This window comes from Acinetobacter sp. CY81 (genome assembly GCF_059515925.1).
The window spans coordinates 68,342-81,414 of the sequence record NZ_JCAKNC010000005.1; the positions used below are offsets into that span (position 1 = coordinate 68,342).

A 13,073-nucleotide genomic window follows, 5' to 3' on the forward strand; every position below is an offset into this window, starting at 1 on the left:
GAGTTGAGAATCTTCATGACTTTATCTGCAAAGCAAGAACAACTATTTAAACAAGCCAGTAAACATATTCCAGGGGGGGTGAACTCTCCTGTACGTGCATTTAATGGGGTGGGTGGTACGCCAGTGTTCATCGAAAAAGCACAAGGTGCGTATTTGTATGATGTTGATGGCAAACGCTATGTGGATTATGTGGGTTCTTGGGGACCCATGATTTTGGGTCATGCACACCCTGCAATTATCAAAGCTGTTCAAGAAGCAGCTGTTGATGGTTTAAGTTTTGGGGCACCCACAGTTCATGAAACCACATTGGCAGACATCATTTGTGAAATCATGCCTTCAATTGAATTGGTTCGTATGACCAACTCAGGCACGGAAGCGACCATGACCGCTATTCGTCTTGCTCGTGGCTATACAGGTCGTGACAAAATTGTAAAATTTGAAGGCAACTACCACGGTCACTCAGATTCTTTACTTGTGAAAGCTGGTTCAGGTTTGTTAACGAGTGGTGAAGGTGAAGCGACTTCAGCAGGTGTACCTGCGGATTTTGCAAAACATACTTTAACGCTTCCGTACAATGACATCGCAACATTAAAAGAATGCTTCACGAAGTTTGGTTCTGAAATCGCAGGTGTGATTGTTGAACCTGTGGCAGGCAATATGAATTTGGTGAAGCCGATTGATGGTTTCTTACAAGCCATTCGTGATGTATGTGATGAACATGGTTCAGTATTCATTATCGACGAAGTCATGACAGGTTTCCGTGTAGGTCTTGGTGGTGCGCAGGCACACTATGGCGTAACACCTGATTTAACGACTTTAGGTAAAATTATCGGTGCAGGACTTCCAGTGGGTGCATTTGGCGGAAAACGTGAAGTAATGGAATGCATTGCACCTTTAGGGAAAGTCTATCAAGCAGGGACATTGTCAGGTAACCCATTGGCAATGCGCGCAGGCATTGAAATGTTTAAGCATTTACGTGCTGAAGGATTTTACGAGAAACTGACTGCACAACTTGAGAAATTATTGATTGGTCTACAAGTTGCTGCGGATGAAGCGGGTATTCCATTCAAAACTCAACAAGTGGGTGGTATGTTTGGTTTGTATTTCACAGATCAAACAGATATCACAAGTTTTGATTCGATGTTGAAATGCGATGTTGAAATGTTCCGTAAGTTCTTCCACGGCATGCTGGATGAAGGTGTGAATTTAGCACCATCGGCATTTGAAGCAGGATTTATCTCAAGTGCACACTCAGATGAAGATATTGCGTACACAATTCAAGCAGCTAAAGCAGTTTTTGAACGCATTAAATAATATTTGTGTATAAAATCAATTAAGATATACCCGCAGTATCAGTACTGCGGGTTTTTTGTATCAGGTATTGTCTCAAATAGGAAATTCAGGGATAGCGATTAGAAAATGAAAACCAAGCACTATTTAACGTTGGAAGATGCTGAATTTCTACTCACACGTGCGCATCAATATGCCATTGATCAAAAGTTTAATGTCAGCATTGCTGTTGTAGACGAAACAGGAACGTTATTAGCGATGAAGCGAATGGATGGAGCTTCTCCAATGACGGCTAATTTGGCGATTGAAAAAGCCAAATGTTCAGCGCTCAGTCGTAAGCCAACTCTGTTTTTTGAAGAATTGATTAAAGATGGTCAGCTCGGATTTTTAACTGTTAGTTCGATCTCTGGAATGCTTGAAGGTGCGGAACCGATTCTGTATCAAGGTCAATTGGTCGGTGCATTAGGTGTATCTGGTGTGAAATCGCATCAAGATGCTCAAATCGCGCAACATGCGATTGATGTATTTTTGGCTTTAGCAGATTAAATCTGAATATTGATGCTGTATTCGCTGCCTAAAAAAGTTGAAATGGATTTGAGTCAAGCCAAATGGCGTCTTGAATCAACAGAATCTGTCTTGGTGGTTGTGGGGCTACAGCAGCTCAGACAAATAGCTGGTTTTGAAGGTAGTGAGTTTTCAGAACATTTGATCTCATTGTCAAAAAAAGCCAAAGCACTGGATATTCCAATTCTAGATTTGAACCCTGAGCAATTAATGAATGCAATGGTGAGCTTGGGAGATTATGTCTCTCAAAGTAAGCAAATCATTTTTGCAGGTCAGATTACTCCCACGATTAAATCGGTTATTCAGCATATCAGTTCGATTACGCAGCAGATTTGCATGATTGATGATGCTATTTCCTTAGAATTAAAATCTCAACATATCCATTGGATCAACTCAACAGTAGCTTTGGGTTTACATCACATGAATACCCAAACAGTACTGAGACTTTGGGCGTTGAGTGCGCCAACTGAGTTTATTCTTTCTGAAAAAGGAATATTGTTGGCTGTAGCTGAACAGCTTGATATGGATGCTTTGGAAATTGATCCTTACTATGATCTTAAATTATATGGTTTGGATTCAGTAGGAATCGTCAGTCTAGTGGGTTTATGGCGTGCAAATGGCGCTCATATTCGTTATGAAGATTTTGAAAATAGCATTCACTTAGTGGATTTGATTCATCACATAAAGAACAGAGTCTAGGTAGCAAAATATTCGCTTGAGAGCTAAATGTTCATTTTTTACTTTTTTGATCAAAGAATGAAAATAATTACTAAGTTTCGCAAATACAAGATTGTATTTTTAGGCTAAGCTTTCTATCATTGCCGGCTTGTTTTCACGATCTGATAGGAATTGAACTTTGAGTAACTTTCTAAAGGAAAACCTCATTCATCGTGATCCAGATTTTATGGTCATTCATAAACCTGCAGGTCTACTTTCTGTTCCTGGAAAAACTGCAGATTTACAAGATTGTGCAATCAATCGTCTACTCAAAGAAGAGCGCCGAACTTTACTGATTCATCGTTTAGATCGTGACACTTCAGGTCTTTTGGTTTTTGGGCTATCTAAAGCAGGTCAAAAATCAATTTCTCGCCAGTTCCAAGAACGCCAGACTGATAAAACGTATCAAGCACTGATCGTTGGTCATCTCGAAGGTGAGGGGACAGTTGATATCCCTGTGATCTATGATCCATCTCGACCACCTCTTCATATTGTAGATGAGACGCATAATAAACCTGCACTAACGCATTGGCATGCGCTTGAGCAATTCGAAATAGAGGGTCAGGCTGTGACTCGGGTAAAATTGACTCCGATCACAGGTCGTGCGCATCAACTCCGTGTACACATGCAATATTTAGGTCATCCGATTGTTGGCGATACTTTATATGCATCTCGTGAGCATCAAACATTGATGCCAAGACTTTGTCTACATGCAGAAAGATTAAGCTTTAGTCATCCGATATCTGAGGAACGTATGGATTTTCATAGTCCGGTTCCTTTTTAGTTTTACAATATTAAATCCTAGATTATTTATTTAGATTTGAATTCAATTCAGTTGCCCTCATTGTAAAAGCTAAGCTGAATGGAAAATTGTGAAACATTCCCAAATTTTGCTCACTTTTTAGTGGGCTTTATGTCAAAATATATTGCTTAAAGACGTTAAACTTTGTTCAAATAATCTCCTGATTGAGCATCGGTTTTTCAGTCCTAACTTGAGATAAGGTGGAAAAAATTGCAGCAATTTGCTATTGGTCAACGTTGGCTATCAGACACGGAAACAGAACTTGGATTAGGTGTATTGATTGATGTAGATGAGCGCTCGATCAGCATCCTGTTCCCTAAAAGTGATGAAACTCGTGTTTATGCACGTAACAATGCACCTTTATCTCGTATCATTTTCAATGTCAAAGATGAGCTGCAAGACCAAGAAGGTACAACTTGGACGGTTGAAGCTTTTGAAGAGCGTAATGGCGTTCTTCGTTATGACGTGATTCGTACACTTGAAGATGGGACTCAAGAACGTAAAGCGTTGAATGAAACCCGTTTAGGTGCGACCATTCAATTATCAAAGCCACTTGATCGTTTATTGGCGAGCCAAGTGGATTATAAAGAATGGTATGACCTGCGTATTGAAGCCTTGCAAATGCAAGCCAATATGCAAAATAGTCCATTACGCGGCATGGTGGGTGCACGTGTTGGACTGATTCCACATCAGTTATACATTGCACATGAAGTCGGCAAGCGTTTTGCTCCGCGAGTTTTACTTGCTGATGAAGTAGGCTTGGGTAAAACCATTGAAGCAGGTCTGATCATCCATCAGCAACTCAAAACTGGTCGTTCTGAACGTATCCTGATTTTGGTACCAGACTCATTGCAATATCAGTGGATGATTGAAATGCGTCGACGTTTCAATTTGAATTTCTCATTATTTGATTTGACGCGTACCGCTTCAATCAAAGAGCATGATCCTGAACTCAATCCATTTTTGACTGAACAATGTATTATTGCATCGGTCGATTTGATGATTGACCATGATGATTTGCGTGAACAAGCGATTGAAGCAGGTTTTGACCTACTGGTAGTCGATGAAGCACACCATTTGATGTGGTCTGAAGAAGATGGTGGTAACGACCGCTATGATCTTGTTGAGGAACTTGCAGAGAAAACTCCAGGTGTTTTACTGTTAACAGCAACACCTGAACAATTGGGTGTAGAAAGCCATTTTGCACGTCTACGTTTACTCGATCCGCAACGCTTCAGTTCACTTGATCGCTTCTTAGATGAAGAAGAAAAATATCAGCAAACTGCATCGATTGCAGAAGCCTTAATGTCGGATGCACCACTTGAAGCTGAGCATTTAAATGCAGTAGAAGTTTTATTGGGTCATAAAATTGAAGATGAGCCTGAACAGCGTTTCCGTGCAATTCATGAATTATTAGACCGTCATGGTACAGGTCGTGTGTTGTTCCGTAATACACGTGAAGCCATTCAAGGCTTCCCAGGTCGTGACTGTCAGCCTGCGCCTTTGCCTGCACCTGAAAGTTGGTCGAAAGATGGCAAGCTTCGTGAGCAAATGTGGCCTGAAGAAGCACAGTTAGATGGTGCTTGGATGGAAAGCGATCCACGTGTGTCTTGGATCATGGAAATGCTTCGTACGCAGTTAAAGCACAAAAAAGTGTTGTTGATTGCACGTAGTGGTCCTGTGGTGGAAGCCTTGGAAAGTGCTCTTCGTATCCATGCAGGTATTCGTACTGCAATGTTCCATGAAGGTATGAGCTTGCTTGAACGTGACCAAGCTGCTGCATACTTCGCTGAAGAATCGTACGGAGCGCAGATTTTACTCTGTTCTGAAATTGGTTCAGAAGGTCGTAACTTCCAATTTGCATCAGACTTAATTTTATTTGATTTACCAGCCAATCCAGACGTACTTGAACAACGTATTGGTCGTCTAGATCGTATTGGTCAAGAAAACCGTATTCAAATTCATGTGCCTTATCTATTAGGTACAGCACAAGAGCGTATGTTCCGTTGGTATAACGAAGCATTGAATATTTTCAGCAGTATTTCTCCGACAGCGCAAACCCTTCAAGAAAACTTTATTGTTGATTTGAAAGATTGTTTATTGGCAGATAAGGGACAAGCGTTTGAAGATGTACTTGAAGCTGTAAATGTTCAACGCCAAGCACTTGAAGATGAATTGCAATCAGGTCGGGATCGCTTGCTTGAATACAACTCATGCCGTCCTATGGTTGCACAGGAAATTGTGACCGCGCTTGAAGACTATGATGATAATACCTTATTGCCAATGTTCATGAAGCGTTTCATGGCTTCTACAAATATTGATTTTGATGAACAAAGTAACGGTACTGTGATTATCAAGCCAACAGATCAAATGCAAGTTCAAGGTTTGATGTTGGATGAAGAAGGCATGACTGTGACATTCTATCGTGACCAAGCACAAATCCGTGAAGATGCGCAATACATTACGCTTGAGCACCCATTCACTGAAAGTGTGATGGAAATGATTAATACTCAATCATTTGGTAGTACGAACGTAGCATTGTTGAAATCTGCAGCATTGCCACAAGGTTCAGTATTGTTAGAAGTGTGGTTTAAAGTTGGTGTGGTTGCGCCAAAAGCATTGAACTTGCCTTCAAGCTTGCCGACACAATTGATTCGTGTATTACTCAGTGAAAAAGGACAGGATTTATCGCAAAAAATTGCGCCTGAAATTTTGAAACCTTATTTACATCATTTAGATGGCAATAGCTGTCGTCAAGTGGTGAAAGCTCGTCGCGATGTGGTTGAACAACGTTATGAACAAGCTTTGGAAATTGCTAAAGGTGCATTGCCTGAATTGAAAAAACAGGCGAAAGAAATCTACGGTAGCAAATGGCAATATGAGATTGATCGTTTAAGTTATTTAAAACAATTCAATTCCAGTATTCGTGAAGATGAAATTACACGTCTTCAAAAGCTTCAAAAAGAAGGTTTGGGTCTACTTGATGGTTTATCTGTAACACCTGAAGCAATTCAAGTATTGGTTGTGGTTAAACCTTAATTTGAATAAATTAAAAAAAGCACCTTAGGGTGCTTTTTTATTTATTATTTTGACTATTTCTGATTGTTGTCAAATGAAACGTGAATTCAGGGGAGTAGTATTTACTCAAAGAATGTATATGAGTATAGAGTTTGAGGTAAATACGCTCTAATAAAATGGAACAAGGAAGATAGAAAATTTACTTTATATTTATTTTATTTATAAAAGGGTGTAGCTATATTAGAAAACTTGATTAATTCAAAATTTAGTGTATAGTTAACTTAACTAGAAAAAAGTCTTGTTTCGCTAAATCTTCTTTAAGTATCGCAGTTTTATTCATAATCCTTCGTTTTTTCAGATTTTAAGTCTCATTCTTTATTATTTCAAAGTTAACACCAGTCATTTATTTGACTAAAAATTATTAAAAATTGATGGGATATATTATGTCAAACTCAAATGTTGTAAAAGGGACTGTTAAGTGGTTTAACGAAACTAAAGGTTTTGGTTTTATTCAACAAGAATCAGGTCCAGATGTTTTTGCTCATTTCAGCGAAATTGCTAGTTCTGGTTTCAAAACATTGGCAGAAGGTCAGTTGGTTGAATTTAGTGTTGCTCAAGGTCAAAAAGGTCCTAATGCTGTAAATATTGTTGCTATCTAAGTAACCTTGAACAGTAAAAAAAAGCACTTATAAGTGCTTTTTTTATCTTAAAATTTAATGACTAGATAGTATTTGAATTAAAAATAAATGGAATTTAAATTGTTAAAAATTAATGATTTAATTGCAAAATCTACAAATGGTAATGAAATATCAGTTACATTAATTCCTCTTTTTCGAATGCAAAATACCCGTGAAGGCTTCAAACAAGTAGAAGTTGGAAAAAGAATTTTATTGTCGTCTGGTTTAGAAGTTGATTTAAATTTAGATGGTCGCACATTTTATATATCTTCTAATCAATTATTTAAATTAAATCATAGAGTTAATTCATAAGAATTAAGTCTTATTTAAGTGTTATTAACACTTCAATCTTATTAAAGGAATACATATGTTAAAACACAATATCAATGTAAAAGATCAGTTTGGAACTAAACATGCCATTCAAGCTACGGTAGACCACCAGTTTGAAGTTACCCAGTCTCATTCTAATATCAAGCATATTACAATTGATGGTGAAGATATTAGACCAAGCTTTGAAATGTTCTTCCAAAGTTCTTTAAGTGGTAAAATCTTTAAAATTATATAAATATCTAAGCGTATGACAGATCATTATTCTATAGACTTTTAGAGTGTTAAAACTCGGTAGTTTTTAGAGTAATCATCGTGTTCATGAGTAATATTGAACTAAAAAATATAACGTTGTTACCATAAAAAATAATTCAAGCTGGCTTTATGCAACAAAGCCCTTTTTCAATATCAAAATTATGATGTGTTTCAAATATATTTGAAAATAAATAATCTCTATTTACTCAACACATTGCGTAGTTATTTTATTAAAATTTAGAATGTTAAAATGCTTATTGATTGGATCCGCATTGCATTTAATGTTGATTAAAACTTTATAGCCATGCTGAATATCATTATTCACATTCTGCTAATATTTTATGGTTAATCATGACTTATGAGTGAAACTGTGAAAAATCAGGTGGTCTTTTTTGTATAAAAGCTGAGACCGCTTCAAACATTTCAGGCGATTGAGCACGTTGCATCACCACTTCAGCTTCATCATCAATGCATTTTAAAATCTGATCAAGATTATGCTTCATCAGCTTTTTCACCGCTTTCAATGAAGCAATGGGGAGGGATGCCAAATGCTCTGCCTGAGCTGTTGCACATTCATAAGGATTGTCGACAATTTCATTGATAATGCCAGCTTTTAAAGCTTTATGTGTATCATATTTTTTTGCACTCAATAATATATCTGCTGCTTGATGATAGCCTGCTCGTTGTACCAATAATAAACTTGCTGCACCCTCAAGGGATAAACCTAACCTCACGAAAGGCATTTGAAAAGTAGCAGTATCATCCGCATAGACAAAATCAAAATGTAGAAGTAGTGTATTTGCCACGCCAATACAAGCGCCACGAACAGCAGCAATACAAGGCTTCGAAAACTGAGCCATAGCTTTAAGCAACATAAAGGGTGGTGTTGAACCTGCTTGTCCAGCTTGTGGAAGTTCGGGAAGCTGAAAAAATGATTGCATGTCATTTCCAGCGCTAAAGTCCTGATCTACACCACGTAAAATTAAAACTCTCACTTCACTTGCTTGATCAGCTTCACAAATGGCTTGGCGCAAATTGATATACAAATCCATATTCAAAGCATTTTTAGCTTCAGCACGATCGATCGAGAGTGTTAGTACACCTTGATCAAGTTGAGCATGTAAATGAGCATAAGAGCATTCAATCGATTTCAACATTTTAAAATATCCTTATTTTAAATAGATGATGACTTTTAGCTTTTTAATTTCAAAACGTCATGTTTTAGTGAGTTTTAGCTAAATCAAATAGTGCCTTTTAAAGGCGCATTAAAATACGTTCAGCATCCGCATAATCCATATACTTAGGAACAGCATACATACCATGTGCCTCTGTAAATGCTGCTTCAATCATGTCTGGAAAATCATGTTGTTGAATGCCTTGAACTTGTGTATGGATGTTTAATTCAACTAAAAGCGTTTTGATGCGCTGAATGAAAATATCAGTTGCCTCACTATCATTCTTAGCATCCGTTAAACCAATTTCACGTGCTAACTTGGCTAAACGTTTTTCAGAAGCTTCGCGATTAAATTCGAGTACATGCGGGAGAATGATGGCATTGGCACGACCATGGGGTATACCATATTTTGCACCCAGTTGATGAGCAAGCGCATGTACATAGCCTATAGCTGCTTTGTTCATGGCAAGACCTGCATAGTGAGAACCTAGCGCCATGGCTTCACGTGCAGCTAAGTTTTTTCCATCCTTCCAAGCAGTCACTAAGTTATTCAAAATAAGTTTGGTTGCAGCGCGTGAATAAAAATCAGTTTCTTGATTCGCAAACTCACTGACCCATGATTCAAGGGCGTGTGTCAGAGCATCAATCCCTGTATCTGCGGTAATGGTAGGCGGCATGCCTTGCATAATGACAGGGTCAAGTGCTGTTGCAAGAGGGACAACCTTATGGTCGATGACTAAACTTTTAACATGGGTTTCATTGTCCGATAAAACGGCTGCAACAGTAACTTCTGAACCTGTACCTGCTGTGGTTGGAATCACAAATAAGGGAAATGAAGGTTTTCGGGCTTTTAATATCCCGATCAACTGTTTTGGTGATTTGTTATTGGCAGCAGCCAATGCTAATACTTTCGAGGTGTCTATAGTCGAACCACCTCCAACAGCTAAGACACTATCCGACTGTGAACTTGTAAATAGCTGAATCGCTTTTTCTACAACTTCAAAGGTTGGATCGGGTTTAACTTCAGAAAAAATAGTGACCTGAATATTTGCTTGTTCCAATTTACTTTGTAAAGGTTGAATCACACCGAGTTTGAGTAAAACTTCATCGGTCACAATCAACACTTTTTTCATGCCTAATTGCTGAATGTTGTCGCATAAATTTAATGCCGAATTGGGTCCAGCAAAAACCAAAGGATGGGATACGGGGAGTATATATGTGAGTGCTTGAACTGCTTTCAGTTGCGCCTTTGCTTTAATTATTGTTGATAATTTAGCCATTTACAATTAACTCAATCCATGAATTATTTTTAGTTATAGGTTAAAAAACTTGCTGCTACATTGGCAAAGTCATTCAACTCCATTGACCTAAAATGCTAGTAGTGATTTTTTGTGGAAATATTTTTTTGGGGATGATTCTAATCAAGTTTTAGGCTATGAAATCGAGTTGAGCGCCTTTAGTTATTACTACTCAAGATTTCTAATTAAAATTTTGGGTGATAGGGGTAATGAAATGATGTTTTTTTATACTTGATTTATCTTAAGTTTATGGTAGAAATTTGATATGGATGACAAATATACAAAATAAATTCACCATTTTATCGAGATGATAAGGATAAACATTACATGGAAGATTCGAATAAGATCGGGCGATCGGATAACTTGCCTACACACGTACATTATCTTTTACATTGGGCACAGAAGTCTCCAAATAGAGAGTTTTTAATTCAACCTTTGCCTACTGGCGAAGTGATCAAATTTACATGGCAACAAGTCGCGGATGAAGTAAAGCGCATGGCGACTTACTTACAGGGCATGAATTTACCTCAACGCAGTCAAATTGCGATTTTTGGTAAAAATAGTGCGCATTGGATTATGGCTGATTTAGCCATTTGGATGTCAGGTCATGTTTCCGTTCCGCTCTATACGACATTGAATGCTGATGGTACAAAATATGTGTTGGAGCATAGTGAAAGCAAGGTACTTTTTATTGGTAAATTGGATGGTGTTGGCGACAGTTGGAATGAAGTAAAAGGCATTATTCCAAATGATATGCCCTGTATTCGACTACCACTTGCACCTGACTATGATGCGATTACATGGGACGATATTGTTGCTAAAACACAACCGACAGCTTCACCTTATCTTCCGCAGGCTCAAGAGCTAGCCACGATTATTTATACCTCAGGCAGTACAGGTCTGCCCAAAGGGGTGATGCAAAGTTACGAAACATTGTTATCACCAGCAGCTGAGCTGAAAGGTACTTTTGGAGTGACATCTGATGATAGGGCATTGTCTTATTTACCTTTAGCACATGTGGCTGAACGTGTATTTATTCAATCATCAGTGATCATCTGTGGTTTTACTGTATATTTTGCAAACTCACTTGAAACTTTTATTGAAGATTTAAATCGTGCTAAACCGACGATATTCTTTTCTGTACCACGTCTATGGACCAAATTTTACCTAGGAATTAATGAGAAAATCCCACCTAAAGTCCAAAATATCGTGTTTAAAATTCCAATTTTAGGTAATGCATTTAAGAAAAAGCTGCTTTCCAAACTTGGTCTCAATCATGTGCGATATGCGCTCACGGGGTCAGCGCCTTTACCGATCAATATCATTAAATGGTATCGGAGCCTAGGTCTTGAATTGCTAGAAGTTTATGGGATGACTGAAAACAGCGGTTATTCGCATATTACGCGTTGGGGTGAATATTTGAGTGGTTATGTCGGTCACGTACAACCAGGTGTTGAATGCAAAATTGATGAGAATGGGGAGATTCTTGTCAAAAGCCCAGGTACGATGATGGGCTACTATAAAAATCCAGAGAAGACCGCTGAAGATTTAACAGAAGATCGATTCTTACGAACAGGAGATATGGGGGAGATCGACTCAAGTGGACGATTGAAAATTACAGGTCGCGTTAAAGACATATTTAAAACTCAAAAAGGTAAATATGTCATGCCTGTACCCATTGAACAGAAAATTGGTAATCACCAAATCATTGAGTCGGTATGTGTTGGCGGTTCAAGTCATAAACAACCGATTGCATTTGTGATGTTGGCTGAGGAAATTCGTAATAAGCTCAAACAAGACAATAAGCGTGATGAAATTGAGGAAACGCTCATTGCACTAAAAAATCAGGTTAATGAAAAATTAGAAGCGCATGAAAAGATTGGTTTCATCGTGGTTATTATGGATTTATGGACCATGGATAATGACATGCTTACGCCAACGATGAAGATTAAACGTAATAAGATTGAATCAAAATATGAACCGTTGATTGAGTCTTGGGTGGCTCAGAATAAAGAGGTGATTTGGGAGTCTTAAAATCAGTAGTTGAAATAGAGTTAGGGGTTGAAATCAAGAATTTCAAATCTAAGAGATAAGGTCTCAAAGTGAAAAAAGCCTTGATGGTTCAAGGCTTTTTTATGGATTGTAGAATCAAATTCGCTACTTTTATTTTTCTAAATGACGCGCACCTTCAAGAATCATACGAATCATAATCATGGTTTGTTCAGCAATTTCTTTACGTTCTTCAATAGGCATGTTGATGACTTTAGCGCCCATATTAAACACCAATTGAGTGATGGCTTTGGCTGCAACGTCAGGATAGATGATTTTATTATTGTTCAATTTTTCCAAACGAATTAAATCATCACGTAGTTCGAGCTGAAAATAATTAAGTTGTTTTTCAACAGCTTCTTTATAAGACGCAGAGCCTGTATAGCCCTCACGTAAAAGTAAGCTGAGATAACCTTCATCTGCATCCAATTGTTCAATAAATACTTCGATAGAGCTGCGCACAATACTTGATTTTTTAGAGGCTTTAAGTCGTGCTTGGAGCAAAATTTGACGTAGAACGGTAGCAGAGCTATCAATCAATTCGATAGCAAGTTCATCGATGTCTTTAAAATGTCGATAAAAACTATTGGGTGCAATTCCAGCTTCACGGGCAACTTCACGCAGGCTTAATGAAGCAATACTTTTTTGTGGACCAATTAATTTGAGTGCAGCTTGAAACAATTCATCTTTAGTAATGGTGGCTTTTCTTCCAACAGACCGAACCTGTGTACGTGGTTCAAGTACTGGTAATGGCTCTTGAGTAGTTTCAATATCTGGAAAAATGGAAGAATGACTCATAAATATCAAGCATATAGATTTATGTCACCATTATAGCAACCCACTCCACATAGGGGAATGACAACTTATGCAAAGCTTAACTATACAAATATATATACATGTGT

Annotated in this window: 12 protein-coding genes; 9 read left to right on the forward strand and 3 right to left on the reverse strand. The window is 38.0% G+C overall.

All coding sequences use genetic code 11. The features are described from left to right. The first annotated feature begins 15 nt into the window (after nt 1-15). From hemL to AC5YDM_RS08010, 8 genes are all read left to right on the forward strand, one after another. Entirely contained in the window at nt 16-1,314 is a 1,299-nt protein-coding gene (gene hemL, locus AC5YDM_RS07975) for a glutamate-1-semialdehyde 2,1-aminomutase (protein ID WP_496151588.1), read from the forward strand. 105 nt (nt 1,315-1,419) lie between these two features. Next, nucleotides 1,420-1,836 (forward strand): GlcG/HbpS family heme-binding protein, encoded by a 417-nt coding sequence (locus AC5YDM_RS07980; protein ID WP_496151589.1) that lies wholly within the window; start codon nt 1,420-1,422, stop codon nt 1,834-1,836. A 12-nt stretch (nt 1,837-1,848) separates the two neighbouring features. Then, nucleotides 1,849-2,553 (forward strand): acyl carrier protein, encoded by a 705-nt coding sequence (locus tag AC5YDM_RS07985; RefSeq protein ID WP_496151590.1) that lies wholly within the window; start codon nt 1,849-1,851, stop codon nt 2,551-2,553. Nucleotides 2,554-2,710: 157 nt separating this feature from the next. Further along, nucleotides 2,711-3,355, forward strand: a complete 645-nt coding sequence (locus AC5YDM_RS07990) for an RluA family pseudouridine synthase (RefSeq protein ID WP_496151591.1) — start codon at nt 2,711-2,713, stop codon at nt 3,353-3,355. A gap of 228 nt (nt 3,356-3,583) precedes the next feature. Next, complete coding sequence (gene rapA / locus AC5YDM_RS07995; RefSeq protein WP_496151592.1) at nt 3,584-6,412, forward strand: RNA polymerase-associated protein RapA; 2,829 nt, start codon at nt 3,584-3,586, stop codon at nt 6,410-6,412. Nucleotides 6,413-6,834: 422 nt separating this feature from the next. Further along, complete coding sequence (locus AC5YDM_RS08000; RefSeq protein WP_496151593.1) at nt 6,835-7,050, forward strand: cold-shock protein; 216 nt, start codon at nt 6,835-6,837, stop codon at nt 7,048-7,050. Nucleotides 7,051-7,149: 99 nt separating this feature from the next. Continuing rightward, nucleotides 7,150-7,380: a hypothetical protein gene (locus AC5YDM_RS08005; RefSeq protein ID WP_496151594.1), complete on the forward strand. Its 231-nt coding sequence runs from the start codon at nt 7,150-7,152 to the stop codon at nt 7,378-7,380. Nucleotides 7,381-7,435: 55 nt separating this feature from the next. Beyond that, the gene (locus AC5YDM_RS08010; protein WP_496151595.1) at nt 7,436-7,633 is read left to right on the forward strand and encodes a hypothetical protein; all 198 of its coding nucleotides are present in this window, start codon (nt 7,436-7,438) and stop codon (nt 7,631-7,633) included. A gap of 373 nt (nt 7,634-8,006) precedes the next feature. Here AC5YDM_RS08010 and AC5YDM_RS08015 read toward each other — a convergent pair whose 3' ends face one another. Further along, nucleotides 8,007-8,807, reverse strand: a complete 801-nt coding sequence (locus AC5YDM_RS08015) for an enoyl-CoA hydratase-related protein (RefSeq protein WP_496151596.1) — start codon at nt 8,805-8,807, stop codon at nt 8,007-8,009. Nucleotides 8,808-8,904: 97 nt separating this feature from the next. Continuing rightward, the gene (locus AC5YDM_RS08020; protein WP_496151597.1) at nt 8,905-10,104 is read right to left on the reverse strand and encodes an iron-containing alcohol dehydrogenase; all 1,200 of its coding nucleotides are present in this window, start codon (nt 10,102-10,104) and stop codon (nt 8,905-8,907) included. A 345-nt stretch (nt 10,105-10,449) separates the two neighbouring features. On the opposite strand from AC5YDM_RS08020, the gene AC5YDM_RS08025 reads away from it, so the two are divergent. After that, nucleotides 10,450-12,156 carry an AMP-binding protein gene (locus AC5YDM_RS08025; RefSeq protein WP_496151598.1) on the forward strand — a complete coding sequence of 569 codons (1,707 nt, stop codon included), beginning with the start codon at nt 10,450-10,452 and terminating at the stop codon, nt 12,154-12,156. Nucleotides 12,157-12,285: 129 nt separating this feature from the next. On the opposite strand, the gene fabR is transcribed toward AC5YDM_RS08025, so the two are convergent. Next, a complete protein-coding gene (gene fabR / locus AC5YDM_RS08030) occupies nt 12,286-12,969 on the reverse strand; it encodes an HTH-type transcriptional repressor FabR (RefSeq protein WP_496151599.1) in 684 nt (227 codons plus the stop codon). Nucleotides 12,970-13,073: the final 104 nt, after the last annotated feature.